This window comes from bacterium, from assembly GCA_035527515.1.
In the GTDB taxonomy this organism is placed as follows: Bacteria; B130-G9; B130-G9; order B130-G9; family B130-G9; genus B130-G9.
This window is the reverse complement of the sequence record DATLAJ010000057.1, coordinates 35,736-52,097: the sequence shown is the minus strand read 5'-3', so window position 1 is coordinate 52,097 and position 16,362 is coordinate 35,736. Positions and strand designations below refer to the sequence as shown.

Genomic DNA, 16,362 nt, shown 5'->3' with positions numbered 1-16,362 from the left:
TCAGCCGTCATCTGTTGACGGTGAGAACGAACTTGACGTGCTTTCTGATCATCGCAAAGGAGACCTCGCCCTTCAGAGCAAGTTTCGTCCCAGTCCAGAAGAAGCGGATCACGTTTGCGACCGTCGATAGAATGACCAGAGGCGTGGGGAATTGTCGCAGCAGGCTAACCCTGGAAAGAGCGCGGATGAGAGACCTGGGCACGAAGGACTTGCCCGTCAAAGAGACGAGGCTGTTGAAGAAGACGTCCTCCTTGGAGCGTTTGAAATTGGACGAGACGAACCACTGGGTCATGGTCTTGCAGGCGATATCTTCGACGTCGCTTTCCGTTATGAAACTGCGGTCTAGCGCCATCTGCGTCAGCTCAACGCCGGGGAAATAGGCCAGCGAATAAAGGCGAAACTCGAACGGGCGTTTGAAGCTCAAGAGAAGGTCGAGCATCTCCTGCTTGTCCTGGGAGTTCTCGAAAGGGTTGTCCATGATGAAATCAAGCCGCGGTTTAACCTTCAGCTTGCTGAGGATGGACATAGCTCTCTGAACGTCCTCGTTCGTGTCCATCCGCTTGAAGTATTGGTTCCGAACACGCTGCGAGCCACTCTGAACGCCCATGTCCGCGTAAACGAGGCCGCTGTCCTTGAGCATCCGGACGAGCTCCTCCGTTACGGTCTTAGGGTGGACATAGACCCAGTATGGAATGCCGACCTTGGCCTTGTATTGCTCGCAAAACTCCCGCGTCCAATCAAGGTCCAATCCAAACACATCATCGTAGAAGGCGATCTGTTTTATCTCGGGCAGCATCTCCAGGGCGTAGTTGAGCTCTTCTATCACGTTCGGGACAGACCGCGTGCGGACGGTCTTGCCCATCCCCTTGTAAAGGCGGTGATAGACGCTGTTTGCGCAGTATGTGCAGTCAAACGGGCAGCCGCGGGTAGTCATTATCTGGTAGAGATCGTGTTCCTTAACGAGCGGGTCGAACTCAAACAGCTGGTCGGCGTTAATAAAAAACTTGCCGTCATTCGTGAAGTCGTGGAATGGAAGCGAGTCGAGGTCCTGAATCGGTGGCCGGACAGGATTCTTTACCTCGCTGCCGTTCTGCCTAAGCCATAAGTTCTTGATGTCAGCTATGCTCTCGCCGCTTTCGAGCCGCTGCGAGAGATCGAGCATAGCGCCCTCGCCCTCGCCGATCACGAGCATGTCGTGCTCTGAAAGCGTCCGGTCCGCGGTAACTGTTACGTGCACGCCTCCCCAGACGATAGGGCAATTTACCTCGCTTCGGGCTCGCTTGGTCAGCTCGACCGCCGTGTTGCGGAACGTCGAGCACCCGATGCTGATGCCCAAAAGGTCCGGCTTGATGCGCGCGAGAAGGCCGGTGAACAGCGCAAGCTCCTTGTCGGTCGGAGGCGTTCCGTCGTTTATGTTCAGCCGCTTGAAGAAAATGATCGAGGCGTCAAACCCCTTCGACTTCAACAACGAATGAATGTATCGAACGCCCGAGAGCTCGGTGTTGTAAAGAGCAACCAGACAGACCTTGAACTTCGTCACCTCGCGGGACCTATAACACGTTCTTCTGGCGCCTCATCTGGCCTCAGGAGGTATTGCGTTGCATCTGCGCCGCAGTTCAAGAGCAGGTCAATGGCCGACATGTGCGACTCGAAACCATCATAACACTGACGATAGATCGGATGCGTGTAATTGTGAAACTCCAGCTTGATCTCGTTGGCCTCAAACGGCTCAGGCGCCAGGTATGTGCGTCCCATGTCCCCGTTCAGGTAGTGGTCAGCGCCAACCATCTTGCATATCTCAAGGATCAGGTCCGCCTTCTTGTCGGCCGGCGATAAGGTTGACGCCATCACGTAGTTCGTGCCCAGCTCAAAAGCACGGTCGAGCATCTTGATTAGATACATGTCGAGGTCCAGCAATCTGGCCCACTTCCGGCCGAGCGCCTCGTCAAGCAGCGGCCAAAACTCCTTCAGATAGGGCGCCCTCGCATAGCAGGTCCTGATCGCAGCGAGGTGCTTGTGCGCCCAATTCCGCGTGTTGTCGATCATCGTCTCGTCAACACGCTGCGTGAACCTGCCCTTCGTTAGCACCGGCACAGTTAACCACTGCCAGCCCGTCTCCGTCCGAATCCGATTACGGTTGCGCCACGAGCGCTTGTCGAACTGGACGCAGTCCAAGATCACGAAGATGTCCGATTTCGCCGCCAGGTCAAAAAAGCCTATCCAAGGCAGATATCCCGGCTGGAGTATCACAGCCCTCATGCAACTTAGGTTATGTGCTGCGCCGGTGATGGTCAACAGGATTTGCTGGCCGAGCGCTTCTTATTGTGCTCTGAACTTAAAACCGGTAAAAAGAGACTATTATGCCCAATGATCCGCGGGACGCTCTCAATAAGATCGACGATGCGATTGACGAGTGGAGGAGCTTTAGGGGGCACTGGCAGTTTCTCACACATCAGGCGCTCGGCGCAGACGCATTCCTGGCGAGGCGCATCGCGCTCGTGTCGCGTCTGGTCGAGACGATCGAAGACCTCGCACCGGCCACAAGCGGCTATCACGACGAGGCCCGCGCCATTCTGAAGTCGTATGGGATTGGTGCTCCTGAGGCCGGAGACGCACTGGCGGAGATTCTCGACGCTATGCGGCAAGATATCGAGGCGCAGACAACCTGACCGCGCAATCGGGCGTTTTTGTATCCAGGTTCTTGCATGGCGCCTGGACATGGCGCAGCTCTTAGAAGGCGAACCTGCGCATCTGAACGCTCTCTAGGAGGCCAAGCATGACAAACAGAGCAGTAAGCGACGAGCCGCCGTAGCTCATGAAGGGCAATGGAAGGCCGGTTATCGGCAGAACGCCTATGACCATCGCGACGTTGACGAGAAACTGCCCTGCGATCAACGAGGCGCAGCCGACTGCCAGCAGTAGTCCGGCTCGGTTCTTGGCGTGCCTCGCGATGGAGAAGGCGATCCCCACAAGTAACATGAAGAGCCCGACCACGAGTAGGGAGCCAAGAAAGCCCTGCTCCTCAGCGTGCACCGAGAAGACGAAGTCAGTGTGCTGCGCGGGTAGAAAGTGGAGCCTGACCTGAGTGCTCTTGCCAAACCCCTTCCCGACCACACCGCCCGACCCGACTGCTATCTTGGACTGTATCGCCTGGTAGCCTGACCCGAGTTCGTCGTAGGAGGGGTCTATGAATGCGATGATGCGCCGGCGCTGGTAGTGCTTGAGAAAGAACCAGCCCGGTAAGGCCGACAACGCCCCAGCGAGAACTGTGAAAATGATAGGCCAGAGGCGGCGCTGCGCCACGAACGCCAAGACGATGAACGGTATGAGGAAAGTTACTGCGGTGCCGAAGTCGGGCTGCTTGACGATGAGTGCGGCGGGCACTGCCACAATGACGAGGCCTCCGAGTATCTGTAGCCAGGGGCGCCCGCGTAGTCGCTCCGATGAGAACAGCTTCACAAGTGCGAGGACAGTGGTGATCTTGGCGAGCTCGGACGGCTGAAACTTCACAAAGCCGAGGTCGAGCCATCGTTTGGAGCCCGCGATCGGTTCTGCAAACAGGAGGACAGCGACGAGAACTAGCGAGGCGGCAAGTTGGATCTGATATGCGGCCTTTATCAGGCGATTGTAATCCACGAACATCGTAACCGTCATGGCTACTAGACCCAACACAAGCCACCTTATCTGGCTCCTGTAAGCCATGTTTGCCTGCGATTCGACGTCGCTGGTCGCCGCGTAGATCGTCGCGACCCCAATTAGGGAGAGCGCCACAGCAACCAGTACCAGCCACCAATTGATGTTCTGGACGAGGCGTCTATCTAACACTAAACCAAAGTCCCACGTTCCAACTCACTCGTCTCAGTGCTCGCCCTCCAAATCATACTCCCGAAACGCCGCAGCAACGATCTTCTTGGCTAAGACCGCAGCCGCTTGGCCTCCTGCGCCACCATGTTCGACCAAGACAGCGAAGGCTATCTCGGGCTCATCCGCCGGGGCATATCCCATAAACCACGAATGAGGCCGTCTGTCGTAGGGTATGTCCTCGAGAATCGTCTCCTCGTCGTCAACTCGCTGAACAACCTGGGCGGTGCCAGTTTTGCCCGCTATTTTCGGGAAATCCAGCCTCGCTCGCCAGCCTGTCCCTCCCTGCCGGTTGACGACGCCGAACAGCGCGTCCCGAACTAGCTTGATGTATCGTGCATCAACCGAGACATGACCCACGACGCGCGGCCCGAACCGCTTGAGAACCTCTCCGTCCGGGGACTCCGTGCGCCAGACGACAAACGGCCTGAGGACATGTCCTCCGTTGACAAGGGCGCACAACGCGACCGCCATTTGCAGAGGCGTTACCAGAATCCTCCCCTGCCCAATCGAGGCCGCGACGACGTCGCCCGGCCAATAGTTTAGGAAATCTTGGGCAGTCGGGATGTATCCGCCTCGCTCGTGCAAGACCTCGAGGCCGGTCGGGCTTCCAAACCCAAACTCTCTCGCCATGTTGGCAATGGGGCCTATCCCGCATGCAAGCGCAGTTTTATAGAAGAATATGTTGCACGAATGGACGATGGCAGGGCTGATTGAGAGCTCCCCGTGCCCCTCCTTCTTCCAGCAATGAAACTCCCCGTCGCCCAATTTCATCACGCCTGTGCACTCAAACTGGTCATCCGTCGTTATGGCTTGTGACTGAAGCGCGGCGAGGCCCACGAAGACTTTGAACGTGGAGCCCGGGGGATACTGACCTGCAACACATCTGTTGTTCATGGGCGCATCCGGATCGTCCCTCAGTTTTTGCCAATCGTCCGGGGATATCTGACACTCGAAGGCGGCAAGGTCGAACGCGGGCCTGGAGACCATGGCCAGAATCCCTCCTGTCCTCGGGTTCATCACAACAACAGCACCCTTCTTAGCATCAAAGAGCTTTTCAATCGCGGATTGAAGCTCCAAGTCCAAGGTGAGAACGACGTTGCTGCCGGCAACGGGCACCTCCGCCCGTTTAAGTGTCCTCAGAATCCGACCCATTGCGTTCGTCTCCACCAGGCGCCGCCCATCGGAGCCCCTCAAGCATTCATCCATGAAAAGCTCGATACCTGAGCGTCCCATTTTGTCTCCCAGCTTGATGCGGCCCCCGGACCGCTCTATCTCGGCCTTGGTTGCCTCACCCAGGTATCCGACGAGATGACACGCAAGCGTGGGGTCTATGAAGCGCCGCTTGGGCCGAATCGCTACCTCAAGGCCAGGGAGGTCAACCCTGTGCTCCTCGAGAACGGAGAGGGCCTTGAAACTAACATCTTGCACGGCCCTAACGGTGTGTCCACGCATCTTGCCTCGAGAGACTTGGACGATGTTGTGCTCAGGTATTCCCGCCATTCGCGAGAACGCCTTCAAACTATCAAGGGCAGCGCGGCGAACGCTATCGACAAGAACGTCGAATGACGGCCTGTTGCCCACCAATTGCCGTCCTTCTCTATCGAGAATCAATCCCCTCAGCGCCTCGTCCACGACGATCCGTATCCTGTTCTGCTCGCTCAACTCTTCGTAGTAGTCAGCCTTCACTACTTGAAGGAACCACAACCTGGCAGCTATCAGAGTTGAGAAAATGACGAATGCTATGAAGACAAGGCCGGACTTCCGCCGCAGCCGCCTCAAGAGGCTTGCGTCCTCGCCAAGGTCAATCGGCACTTAGCGAGCCCTGGTCTATCACGTCCTCCGGGACGCGGGGAGGCTTGAAGAACCTATTTTTTGAAAGAGCCCGGAAAACGATCATCCCCAGAACAGTTGTGGAGAGCACACCAGCGATCATCAGCATTGCGAATCTTCCGGGGTCGATGCTAGACGGAGATACGGTCATCTGGAGCACATATAACAGAATATAGTTGAGGAGCGAGCAGGTAAACAGCGCCAGCAGGTGTGCCACAGGGCTGTTCGGCAGCAGTCTCTGGCCCAGAAGGCCACAGAATACACCAATTAGTGTCTTCACAAGTGCGTTCGTGCCTAGCGCACAGCCAGAAAGGCAATCCTCGAGCAGACCCGCGATGAAGCCAACGCTCATGCCTGCCCGTGCCCCTCTGACCATGCCAGTCCAAATGACAACTATCAGACCCAGATCAACAAACACCATCTCAAACGGCGAGAAATGCAGTATCGCCGTCTGGACAGTGAGAGCCGACACGACCAAAAGTGCATAGGCAATAACCTGATGGTTCGCCCCGGAGGTGCTAGACACTGTCCCCCGCTCCTGACTGCTTCTGCATGAGCAGCCGATTGTAGATCGAGAGCACGGACCGAGCCATTCGGTCCGCCGTGAACTGTTCCAATACCCTCGCTTTGGCGAATCCGCCTAACCGAGCCGCGAGCGCCTTATCCGATAGGAGCAGACCAATAGCGCGCGCAAGCGACTGCGAATCCATCGGCGGCACAACAAGACCACTGATGCCGTCGAGATTGACCTCCGCGACGCCCGTATCTAGCGCCGTGCTTACGACCGGCTTGCCACAGGCCATCGCCTCAAGCTGCGACACCCCAAACGCCTCGCTCCTGTAGATCGACGGCAGGCAGAAGACATCACAGCTGTGGTAGTAAGCTGGCAGGCTGGCCTCATCAACCTCGCCCACAAAAAAGACCTTCTCGACCAACTCGTGCGACCTGCTGTGGCTCTCAAGCTCTGCCCGCATCGGGCCGTCGCCGACAATCAAAAGCCTCGCATCAACGAGGCGCATCGCATCGATCAGAAACTTCAGCCCCTTGTAGTAGCGGAGAAGCCCCACAAATAGGACTATGCGGTCGCCGAATCTCGCTCTCAGCTCCTTGACCTTCTGGGCGACCTTATCCGTCAGGGAGAAGTGAGACACATCGATGCCGAGCGGGATCGGATGGCATTTGGTCATGAAGCTCGAAAGATACGCTGAAGACCGCGCATAACGCTCAGACGTGGGCAAGACCACATCGCAGACCTGCAAGAACCTCACCAAGAATGGCCGATAGAAGGGCAGGAACTTGGCCTGCCGAACTATGTCGCTGTGCCACGTAACGACTACTTTGCCCGTAGGCCGAACGATCAGATATGAGATGACCGCTGTTGGATTTGGAAGATGGAAATGAAGGATGTCATATCGCTTTCGGCCCAAATAATAGCCAAATGGGAGGGAGACCGGTGCGGAAAGGAACCGCCCGAGCTCTCCAACCTTTGTAACCTCGATGCCGTCTATGACCTCAAGTTCAGTCCGTAACCCCCGATTCGCGACCAGCACATCGACATTGGCAACCCTCGAAAGCCTGTTGCACAAGAGGGCGATATGCTTCTCGATCCCACCGAATATCGGCGGACAGTAATCTTTATAGACCTGAAGGATTCTCAGCATCTGTTAGCCGATCTGTGATCAAAAGCTCGCGGGGTCAGGACGCCGTGGCGCCTCGCCCACACGAGGATTGCCGTCGCAGCAACCCCGGTCAAAGCTCCAGTGCCAAGTGAGAACAGGAGGAAGTATGGCATCAGCTTCAGTATTGCCACGTGTCTCACGAATATCAGATATGCAACGAAGAACTGCGACATAGTGTGAAAATATGCCCCAACCACACTTGTTCCGACATAAGAGAGCCACCCTCCGAAACAATACCACACAACTGCCATCGAGAGGCATGATACAACGCCGGCACACAGGCTTAGCCAGAACCCAGGCGACAGAAACGTCCCGATGACGAAGGAAGCAAGCAATATCCTCGCGACGTTGACCAGAAGCGCGGCCCTCACCCCGAACGAGACTAGCACTATCAAGATCACAACGTTTGCAAGACCGAGGCGAAGCCACGGCAGAGGCGTGGGGATGAAGAGCTCCGCGGCCCTGAATGCGACGGCCAGTGCCGTCAGCATCGAGACCTGCATCATGGATGGTCGCGAGACGGATTGCGTTGTCCGGGCAGCTGGCCTATTCATTCCAAGTCTGTTCGACGAAGACTCTGTCGATCCTGTCGCCAAGCCCACAGAGAATCTCGTAGGGTATCGTCTCTGCTAGAAAGGCCAGCTCGTTCACACTGATCGACTCCGTGCCTTGCCGGCCAATGATGACCACCTCGTCGCCCAGCGAGGCCTCGCAGTGCTCCTTGATCTCAACCGCGATCATGTCCATTGAGACAGCGCCGATCACCGGCGACCGGACGCCCCGGATGAGCACCTCCGCCCGCCCTGAAAGCCGATGGCAATAGCCGTCCGCATAGCCGAGCGGCACGATCGCAATCTGCATGTTCCTCTTCGCTAAAAACTTTCGCCCATACCCAACGCTCTCTCCCGGCCTCATGCGTGCCACCCTCAGAACCCTCGACGTCAGCCTCAGCACAGCCTTAAGCGTAACGCCCGGCGGCGTCGCGCCAGTTGGAGAAAGCCCGTAGAGCATGAGGCCAGGCCGAACCATGTCATAATGCGACCGTGAGTGCTTCATGGTCGCCGCGCTGTTGGCCGCATGCACCATGGCCTGGTTGCGAAGGCCAGAGGACGCCAGAAAACTATCGAACCGGTCGAGCTGGAGCATCGCGAAGCTGCTGTCCTGGGCATCGGCAGTCGCAAGGTGTGTCATCAGCCCCACTACGGCTAACCTGTGAAGAGTCTGGAGTCTCTCGAGAAACGCCAGCCCCTCGTCATAACGCACCCCAAGTCGCATCATGCCTGTGTCGATCTTGAGGTGGACAGGCACATCCTTATCCTTGCGCCTCGCCTCACAGTCAAGCGCATAAGCCTGGTCAAGGTCGTAAATTACCGGCACCAGCCCAGCCTGGATCACCGCCTCAGCCTGCTCTGGCAGCGAGCCACCAAGAAGAACGACCGTTGCGCTCGGGATATGCTCTTTTAGGCATATCCCCTCGTCTATTGTTGCCACGCCAAACGTGCCAATACCGACTGCATGGAGCCTGTCGCAGATCGGAAGCATCCCGTGCCCATAAGCGTTAGCCTTGACCACCGGCATTATCTCTACCGACTCGCCGACCAAGAAGCGGGCCTGGGACAAATTGTGTTCAAGCGCACCCAAGCTTACATAAGCCTTAGTAACAGTGTGCAATTCCTTCAAAACCCCTGTAGAGTAAGGCAGTCAACAAGCCACGCATCAACGTGGGCTATTATCGCCGAGCGAAATATCGTGTCAAGGTTCCCAACCTCCTGGGGTTGACCCCGGATTGAAAAGGCTGTCCCCAGAGCCGTAGTGGGCATCATAGGGCCGGCTCGTATAGCCTTTGTCTCGAACGTCCGCCTTTAACTCAACCGCGTTGAAACGCGGCCGAGATGACAGTAAACCATAGCTCCTTAACAGAGCGCACGCCGCGTCAGGCCGCGGCGAGCCAAAGCGGTGTCAAGCCACCGCACTCCAAACCACCCAACACCCAAACATGCCAGCCCGCCATCCATGGACGTCCTAGCGGCAGATACGGCGCCCGTGGCAAGAAAACTAATGCGCCACGAAACCAACTGGCACCCACATTTGTTTCAGGATTAGATAGCCTCATTAAACCGCGTGGGTTTCCCGCCCCGGAGATTCATGCGGCGTGTTACCCTCCTTTTGGTTTGTGGTTTTAGGGGCGGGGACAAAGCCTCCCGGTGGCGTTCCCGCCCCGACCATTTTTGGTTGCCAGACGCAAGAGGCACGCTGACACGCGACTCAGTAGAACATCTCCCACCTGGATTGTCATTGACCTTTAGCGTGATTTCCCGCCTGGGTAAGAGTGAGATTCTCTGGTCGCGGGGAGATTGCGGAGCGCCACGCACAGTGTTAGTTTGCTGTGCGGCAAGAAAACTCTTGACTGTCATAACTCCCTATGGAGACTGATACTACGCACAGTGTTAGTTTACTGTGCGGCAAGAAAACTCTGTTGAGATCGGAGAGCGCGTGCAGTTCTGGCCTGACAGACTTCAATCGCCGGGCGCCAAAGCCAGGCGATGGTTCATTGTCGCGATCGTGCTGCTTCCGATCGCGATGACCGCCTCGGGTCTGAAAGCATACTACTTGACAGAGAGCTGGGTGTCCTTCAGACCGCAGACTTGGGGGCAGATAGCGCACTATCCAGTCGTTCTCCAGAGGCATTACGGATCGCAGTACTACCGGCCGCTAGCCGCAATGATGCAGGCGACCGAGTATAAGCTGTTCGGGACAAACACAGTCTTGCCCAGGGCGATCAACTCTGCCGTCTATGCCATGATATGCCTTCTGGTATTTCTGAGCCTCGAGGCGCTGTCCCGATCTTTTCTCGTAGGGGCGCTCGGCTCGCTGATATTTGCCGTGATGACATGCCACGTCGAGCCTGTGTTCTGGATGTCACAGATACAGGGCCTCAACTCAGCGCTGTTTGCGCTTCTTACGTTCTGGCTTGTGGGACCCGGCTACCGCAAGAGCCCATCTCGCACCAGGATTGTCCTAGCCTGCATTACATACGCAGCCAGCTTTCTCTTCTACGAGTCCGCGATCTTCATGCCGCTTCTGCTATTGATCTACGAACTGATATGGAGAGAGGAAAAGGGCAGAAGAAGTCTCTTCCGACGCCTTTTGAAGGTCAATCTGCCGCTGTGGGTCATGGCTGCCGCCCTTCTCGGCCTCAGAGCGCTGTTGCTCAGCACGAACGTCGTCATCAACAACTACTACTTCGCGTGCGTAAGGGAACTCACGTTCCTCCAGGCCATTAGGAGGCTGCCCACAATCCTCTACACAAACGTATTCCCGCTGAAGTTCTCACCCCTGCTCTGCGTAGTAGCCGTGATCATCCTTTACGTGGGTTTCAGGGCCAATTGGAGGTTGACGCTCTTCCTGGTGTTATGGATAGCTATCACGCCAGCTTTGGCGTTCCCCCTTGCGGGGGTTGGCCACCATCGCGTCTTGCTCTGCTCGTTTGGCGTCGCGGGCCTGATGGCTTATCTTCTTGTGCTGCTGCCGGAGACGATTCTCGACCGCCAAAGACGCTCCATGCTCTCCGCAGCTCTCGATTGGGTGATAGCCGCCTCAGTAATCTATTGGGTGTTCGCGCTGATTCGGGCAGGTTGGACCGATTTTTTCGCCCAGGGGGCCTCGAGCGCGAGCACCGCGACCACAAGGTATGCCATCGCCCTTGTCGCGGCCGCCGCCGTTGCGACAAGATGCGCTTTGCGCCGACGGCTTTCACCGAGAATGTCTCGCGCTCCGCTCAAGTTCTTGATCGTTGGGATTGTCCTACTATTAGTGGGCGCCTACATGGCCGGCTTCCTGAAGCTCTTCGCGATGTTTGTCGATGAGGCGAGCGAGTGTGCTCGTCTTCCCAAGGCGATTGTGGCGGCGCAGCCTGAGGTCCCGGACAACACTCTCGTTCTCATCGTCTTCCGCGACAAGTCCCTAATCGACAGGAGCTCATCTTGCTGGAACATACGGGCGCCAATACGTGCGGAATATGGCAAACGCGTCGATTCTCTGCCCTTCAGTGACTGGGTGAGCAGCTTTCAATACAAATCCATCCCGGCTGGGATGTCTGTTCGGGCTTTTGCGTTCGATGGTCAAAAGGCTCTGGAGCTCCCAGACCTCTCGGCCCGCGTGCTCGCTCGTCAGCGGTCCTACTTGAACCTGCGTCACGACGTGGTGCATGCAAGATTCGCTGACAGCACATCTCCGGGCGACCAGGTTCGGTTGCCCCTTGATACCGATGTGGGCCTGATCGACCGGCTCGATATCGTCGCTGATAGACCACTGGAAAACGTCACCGCGCAACTCGAGCTCATTTCAAACAACTCCCACACCCTGCTCACGCTTCCAGCTAGCTTCGAGGCGACCGAGGCCACCGTGCGCCTCGAGCAAAACGAGAAGTGGCTGCTCGCTGGCCACATCGACGAGGTTCGCGTTACAGTTCTCGACAGGGGTCGCAGCGTTCCAATCCGCGAGGCGCAGCTTGTGCAATCGCAGGGCTTAATCTCGAGTTCGCGGCTCACGCTTCCGCCTTGGTCAACGCAGCTTGGGCCAGCGCTGAGAAGTGACACGCCGCTGGGCAAAGTCCCTCTCATGTTCCCCACCGAGCACCCTGGCAGATACTTTGCCTTCCCCTAGGGCTCGCCGCAGGGCTAGCGTCAGCATCGCATCTCGAGACCGCTCTGGTTTGAGGCATCTCGCCATAATATCTTGATAGGCTCGCGTCGTAGCTAACGGCCATCAAGAGGGTGTCCAATAAGTCACTTCGCGTTCTTATCTTCTTATTCCACGTGCGAGCTGACCGGCATAGATTATGCCAATGTTGACAGCATCTCCAGTATGACTTATGGTAATACTGGAGGTGAGATATGCAAACTGCAAAAGTCGCAATCAGTATCAACAAAAAGACGCTCAAGCGCCTCGACCATCTCGTCAAGAACCGGGTTTTCCCCAGTCGGAGCAGGGCAATTCAAGAGGCAATTGAGGATAAGCTCAACCGTCTGGAGCGCACGCGCCTCGCGCAGGAGTGCGCGAAGCTGGACCCGGTCGCTGAACAGGCGATAGCAGAGGAAGGTCTGTTCGAGGAGCTGGCTCGATGGCCCGAATACTAAGGGGAGAGATACGGTGGGCCGACCTCAACCCCGTCCGGGGACGTGAACAAGGCGGAAAACGCCCGGTCATAATAATCAGCCACGATGTGTTCAATGAACGTTCGGGCACCGTCATCGCGATGGCGATAACCAGCCAGCCTCAACGAGCAGGCTTCCCCTTAACGCTCGCCCTGGACCCATCGAAGCTGCCCAAGCCGTCTTGGGCCAAGATAAGCCAGGTCCGAACGTTTTCGGTCGAGCGAATCGGCGATCTAGTAGATTCGCTGTCTCCTGAGCAGATGGAGCAGCTAATCGAGGGACTAAACGAGATAGTCGGCGGATAGCCAATCACTCTACAATTCTATGGTGTGATTGATTAGATCGGGGGACGCAATCGCTCGTCCCCCGCCCCCCCTCCGCGATTTTCGAAGCATGGGCCGACATATTGCTGCGCAATCTGACGGCGAGGCAGAACGGTCTGCTTCGGCTCGTGATGTGGTTACCGGGAGGTTGGGTGACAGGAACGCCGGATCCCTGCCGTAGGGGCGGTTCACGAACCGCCCTCGATCCCTAGCTGCTTGCCCCCTTCATCGCCACCGAGCCGACGGGCAGCGACTCTATCTCAAGCCGCGACAGGTCTATGACCTCGCTCGCGTGATCGACGTCGATACCAACCAGACGCCCCTCCCCGTCAAAATCCAGGACCACGCCCGGCGCCACCTCTTTCGATTCGGCGCCCGGCCTCTCGCTCAGGTCAATGTAGAGCGAGTCGGTCTCTTCATAATAATGGAGCTTCAACTTCCATCCTCCCGAAACCTTCGGTCAAAAAAGGCGTTGAGGATCGTCTCTCCGTCTTCAAGCGTGACCACCCTCAAGTACTTGCCTACTTCAGGCACAAATGTAAAGCACCGAATGCGCCCGTCCGGCTGAACTGACCGGTGAATCGGCTCGCGAATCGCTTGAACGCACCATTCTAGCCTGATATAGGGCCGTTTTCGCAGAACCTGCTCTTCAAAGTAACGAGTTGTCTTCATAAGCTCATCTTACAGGGAAAAGGCAGAAGACACGAAAGTAAGTTCATTCTTAGCTTGTCGGACTTCGCAGCAAAGATTAAATTGCCTATCGAGGAATATATATGCAATCAAGAATCACAGTTGAAATCGCCAGAGTACAGAGGTCATCGGAAGAGCTTCCCCCAAGGTGGTGCATCATACGAACGCCGCCTGGTGAACAAAGCCTGCGTCAAGACAGAGCACTGAAGCTCCACTGGAATGGTCGGAGGAGGTATATTCTGGTCCAACGCATTCATAGCGGAGGCGGGAATTCAAACTTACCTTGGGTGAATCTGTCTGAATCTGATCAGAAAGCGCTCAGGTTCAAGGTGGGTCCCAGAGATTGCACCCAGACTGCAGCAAAACTCATTGGTGCGACCATCTCATGGTTACTGCGAGTACGCTTCATCCATGCTCAGTTGTTCAGCCTTGCGCTTCTCAGTTTTCTTGCATGCTCATCCGTGTTGTCTTTCTGGCATTTCTATGCATGGCCCTCGCCCAAATTTAGCTTTGTACTGGAGCTTTACTCAGCCTTAATCGGCTTGTTTGCAGGCCTGATGCTTATGTGGGGCTGGCAGGAACGAATCAAAATGGAGGACAGGTATCATCCCATAATTTACGGTGGCTCAGGAGGGGGCACAGATAACATCACCCCGACTGCCCTCTATAGGCTCTGGATGCGCAAACAGAAGGTGGCCATAAATGTGGGATTTGGCTTTCTGCTCCTCGCGTTCCTATCCACCCTTTTTGCCTCGTTGCTAAAACACTTCGGGCTTTGAATCGGTATAGCTGAACCGCGAATCACGGTTCTTCGAGGCTGGCCCGTCGCCCCTCCTTCCTCTCAGCCAGGAATTCCCTAAACGGACGGGAGGCTCATCACGGCGCTGCTCGATCAGGTCTTCGTCCGACATAGAGACTTCTATCTCTATCCTGTCCTCAACGTGTAGCCGGATGGCGTCCTTGATGTTCTCGAGGGCTTCCTCGTAAGTATCCCCTTGGGTGTAGCAGCCCTGGAGGTCAGGACACATTGCGAACCAGCCATCCTTATCTTTTTCTATCACTACAGCGAATTGGTGCCTTGTCATTTGCCAACTCCTTTCTTTCTCAGCGGAACGCTTGGTCTCGATCGAGTATTTCTCCGAGCCCTTCATGCTCGGCGCTTATCGGCGATCGCGTCTTGACTCCTCATCATATTTGCCTCCGAGTTGTGTTTGTGCCATCAAAATCGCATCTCCACGATAGTGCCGACTATATGACCTTGCTTCAAGCGAAAAGAGCGAGCGCATGGCACAGAAGCAGCGGAGGGGTTCGGGGACACGCTGTGGCTGTCCCCGAGGCAATACACTCCTTTACGTCTCGTGTCGGGGGGGGCCTTCTGCGGCGCAGGATGCCGGTCAGGCGCCCTTGTGCAGCTTGACGACCAGGTCCGCGAGGAGGCCGAGCACGCCGATGATGACGCCGGTTAGTAGGATGACTATCTCCGACTCTTTGAAGTCGTGCAGGATGAACGAGTCGTAAAGGCCCTTGATGACTCCAAGCGTCAAGAACAAGACCGAGAGTGGGACAAAGACCTTCAGCGGCTTGAAATACATGATGGTCTTCATAATGAACATCAGGTAGCCGTAGGTGTCCGCAATGGGGTGGAAAGTCGATCTGCCCGTTCTGGGCCAGTAGTCGATCGGGATGAACGCGACGTCGCGCTTCTCGCTCAGAAACGCCAGGGTCATCGTTCCCACCCAGGAATGACCTTCCGGTGTGATGTTGAGGTATCTCATGACGACGTCCTTCCTCATCGCCCTGAAGCCCGAGTTGAGGTCCTCGATGTGCTCAGACGTGATGTATTCAGCAAGCCTGCGGATTATTTCCTTGACAGGTTTTCTGAGCCATGGGACCGTTCCCGCCTCGTTTGTTCTGGCGCCGATGACCATGTCGTAGCGGTCCATAAGCTCCAACAGTCTCGGAATGTCTTCGTTCGGATACGTGTTGTCTGCGTCCGTCATGACTATGATCTCGCCCGAGGCGGCCCTGACGCCGTTGGTTCGTGCTACTCCTACGCCCTTATTCTCCGGATGGCGAAGAACCGTAACGCCCATGGCCTCCGCCAAATCGCCCGTCCCATCCGTTGAGCCGTCATCGACCACGATCACCTCGTATGTGTAACGTGAAGAGTCCATCGCGGCGATTATCGCCTCGAGGTCGGTCTCAATGGCGCCGGCCTCGTTGTAGGCGGGAACGATTATGCTGACGTAAACATCTTCGTTGGTCACAAGTTAAAAAGAACCTTCAATGTGAGAATTGAGCCAAATACCTGGACACGCAATTGGACGCCCCAATCTAAGCCTAGTCCGGTTGGTTGTCAACGGTTGGCAGCAGACAAAAGTCTCGATACTCCTCGCAGGAGTTTTCGTATTTCCCTGTGCTGGTTGACGGGGTGTGTGGCTATATGGTGGGCTTCAGGGCATGAAGGAAGTGGGATGCAGTTCTGGTGGCTATTGCTTGAGTCCCCTGAAAGGGGACCACGTGAGTAGCCCCGTGTGAAACGCGGGGTATATAGCCGACTACACTGCTCCTAGCTACCCTCGCCATCCGCCAATCGCTTTGCGATTGGCGGATGGCGAGGGGATTTCTTGGTTGTCGCCCATTTCGATCCGCAGGTTGCACCTGCGGCTACTCAAATTATGCCCCTTTGGGGCATTCAGGCATGGCCGTCGAATTTCATCGACGCCGATTCTCAGATTGTTGAGGTTTTGTAGCGCATGACCCCTAATCCAAGCCCTGACTGCGAGCATCAAAGCGCCCAAATCGAGTGATTACGAAAAC

17 protein-coding genes are annotated in these 16,362 nt (G+C 56.3%); 5 read left to right on the top strand and 12 right to left on the bottom strand.

Annotated features, from left to right (window positions below; translation table 11 throughout):
• Positions 1–7: 7 nt before the first annotated feature.
• Both VM163_04060 and VM163_04055 read right to left on the bottom strand, forming a co-directional pair.
• Positions 8–1,540 (bottom strand): radical SAM protein, encoded by a 1,533-nt coding sequence (locus VM163_04060; GenBank protein ID HUT03046.1) that lies wholly within the window; start codon positions 1,538–1,540, stop codon positions 8–10.
• On the bottom strand, positions 1,537–2,250 hold the full coding sequence (locus VM163_04055) for a WbqC family protein (protein ID HUT03045.1): 714 nt from the start codon (positions 2,248–2,250) through the stop codon (positions 1,537–1,539). Before VM163_04055 ends, VM163_04060 begins: the two co-directional genes overlap by 4 nt.
• Before the next feature lie 110 nt (positions 2,251–2,360).
• Here VM163_04055 and VM163_04050 point away from each other — a divergent pair, with 110 nt between their 5' ends.
• Complete coding sequence (locus tag VM163_04050) at positions 2,361–2,669, top strand: hypothetical protein (protein ID HUT03044.1); 309 nt, start codon at positions 2,361–2,363, stop codon at positions 2,667–2,669.
• A gap of 61 nt (positions 2,670–2,730) precedes the next feature.
• Here the strand turns inward: VM163_04050 and rodA are convergent, their stop codons facing one another.
• From rodA to alr, 6 genes are read right to left on the bottom strand one after another with little or no spacing between them, the layout of a single operon-like run.
• On the bottom strand, positions 2,731–3,825 hold the full coding sequence (gene rodA, locus VM163_04045) for a rod shape-determining protein RodA (GenBank protein ID HUT03043.1): 1,095 nt from the start codon (positions 3,823–3,825) through the stop codon (positions 2,731–2,733).
• 33 nt (positions 3,826–3,858) lie between these two features.
• Positions 3,859–5,676: a penicillin-binding protein 2 gene (mrdA, locus tag VM163_04040; GenBank protein ID HUT03042.1), complete on the bottom strand. Its 1,818-nt coding sequence runs from the start codon at positions 5,674–5,676 to the stop codon at positions 3,859–3,861.
• Entirely contained in the window at positions 5,666–6,220 is a 555-nt protein-coding gene (mreD, locus tag VM163_04035; GenBank protein HUT03041.1) for a rod shape-determining protein MreD, read from the bottom strand. The genes mrdA and mreD overlap by 11 nt, the downstream gene beginning before the upstream one ends.
• A complete protein-coding gene (locus VM163_04030) occupies positions 6,213–7,355 on the bottom strand; it encodes a glycosyltransferase (protein ID HUT03040.1) in 1,143 nt (380 codons plus the stop codon). Before VM163_04030 ends, mreD begins: the two co-directional genes overlap by 8 nt.
• The gene (locus VM163_04025) at positions 7,349–7,927 is read right to left on the bottom strand and encodes a Gx transporter family protein (protein ID HUT03039.1); all 579 of its coding nucleotides are present in this window, start codon (positions 7,925–7,927) and stop codon (positions 7,349–7,351) included. The genes VM163_04030 and VM163_04025 overlap by 7 nt, the downstream gene beginning before the upstream one ends.
• Positions 7,920–9,053: an alanine racemase gene (gene alr / locus VM163_04020; GenBank protein ID HUT03038.1), complete on the bottom strand. Its 1,134-nt coding sequence runs from the start codon at positions 9,051–9,053 to the stop codon at positions 7,920–7,922. Before alr ends, VM163_04025 begins: the two co-directional genes overlap by 8 nt.
• Before the next feature lie 813 nt (positions 9,054–9,866).
• On the opposite strand from alr, the gene VM163_04015 reads away from it, so the two are divergent.
• The 3 genes from VM163_04015 to VM163_04005 all read left to right on the top strand — a co-directional run bounded on the left by VM163_04015 (position 9,867) and on the right by VM163_04005 (position 12,834).
• Positions 9,867–12,038: a hypothetical protein gene (locus tag VM163_04015; GenBank protein HUT03037.1), complete on the top strand. Its 2,172-nt coding sequence runs from the start codon at positions 9,867–9,869 to the stop codon at positions 12,036–12,038.
• Between the two features lie 230 nt (positions 12,039–12,268).
• On the top strand, positions 12,269–12,511 hold the full coding sequence (locus VM163_04010) for a ribbon-helix-helix domain-containing protein (protein ID HUT03036.1): 243 nt from the start codon (positions 12,269–12,271) through the stop codon (positions 12,509–12,511).
• Positions 12,496–12,834 (top strand): type II toxin-antitoxin system PemK/MazF family toxin, encoded by a 339-nt coding sequence (locus tag VM163_04005; GenBank protein ID HUT03035.1) that lies wholly within the window; start codon positions 12,496–12,498, stop codon positions 12,832–12,834. Before VM163_04010 ends, VM163_04005 begins: the two co-directional genes overlap by 16 nt.
• A gap of 226 nt (positions 12,835–13,060) precedes the next feature.
• Here VM163_04005 and VM163_04000 read toward each other — a convergent pair whose 3' ends face one another.
• Both VM163_04000 and VM163_03995 read right to left on the bottom strand, forming a co-directional pair.
• Complete coding sequence (locus tag VM163_04000) at positions 13,061–13,288, bottom strand: DUF2283 domain-containing protein (protein HUT03034.1); 228 nt, start codon at positions 13,286–13,288, stop codon at positions 13,061–13,063.
• Positions 13,285–13,524: a hypothetical protein gene (locus tag VM163_03995; GenBank protein HUT03033.1), complete on the bottom strand. Its 240-nt coding sequence runs from the start codon at positions 13,522–13,524 to the stop codon at positions 13,285–13,287. The genes VM163_04000 and VM163_03995 overlap by 4 nt, the downstream gene beginning before the upstream one ends.
• A gap of 608 nt (positions 13,525–14,132) precedes the next feature.
• Between VM163_03995 and VM163_03990 the strand changes: the two genes are divergently transcribed.
• Positions 14,133–14,321 (top strand): hypothetical protein, encoded by a 189-nt coding sequence (locus VM163_03990; GenBank protein HUT03032.1) that lies wholly within the window; start codon positions 14,133–14,135, stop codon positions 14,319–14,321.
• On the opposite strand, the gene VM163_03985 is transcribed toward VM163_03990, so the two are convergent.
• Both VM163_03985 and VM163_03980 read right to left on the bottom strand, forming a co-directional pair.
• Positions 14,301–14,627: a type II toxin-antitoxin system HicB family antitoxin gene (locus VM163_03985; GenBank protein HUT03031.1), complete on the bottom strand. Its 327-nt coding sequence runs from the start codon at positions 14,625–14,627 to the stop codon at positions 14,301–14,303. The two genes, VM163_03990 and VM163_03985, sit on opposite strands and share 21 nt — an antisense overlap.
• Before the next feature lie 309 nt (positions 14,628–14,936).
• Complete coding sequence (locus VM163_03980) at positions 14,937–15,809, bottom strand: glycosyltransferase family 2 protein (GenBank protein HUT03030.1); 873 nt, start codon at positions 15,807–15,809, stop codon at positions 14,937–14,939.
• Positions 15,810–16,362 lie beyond the last annotated feature (553 nt).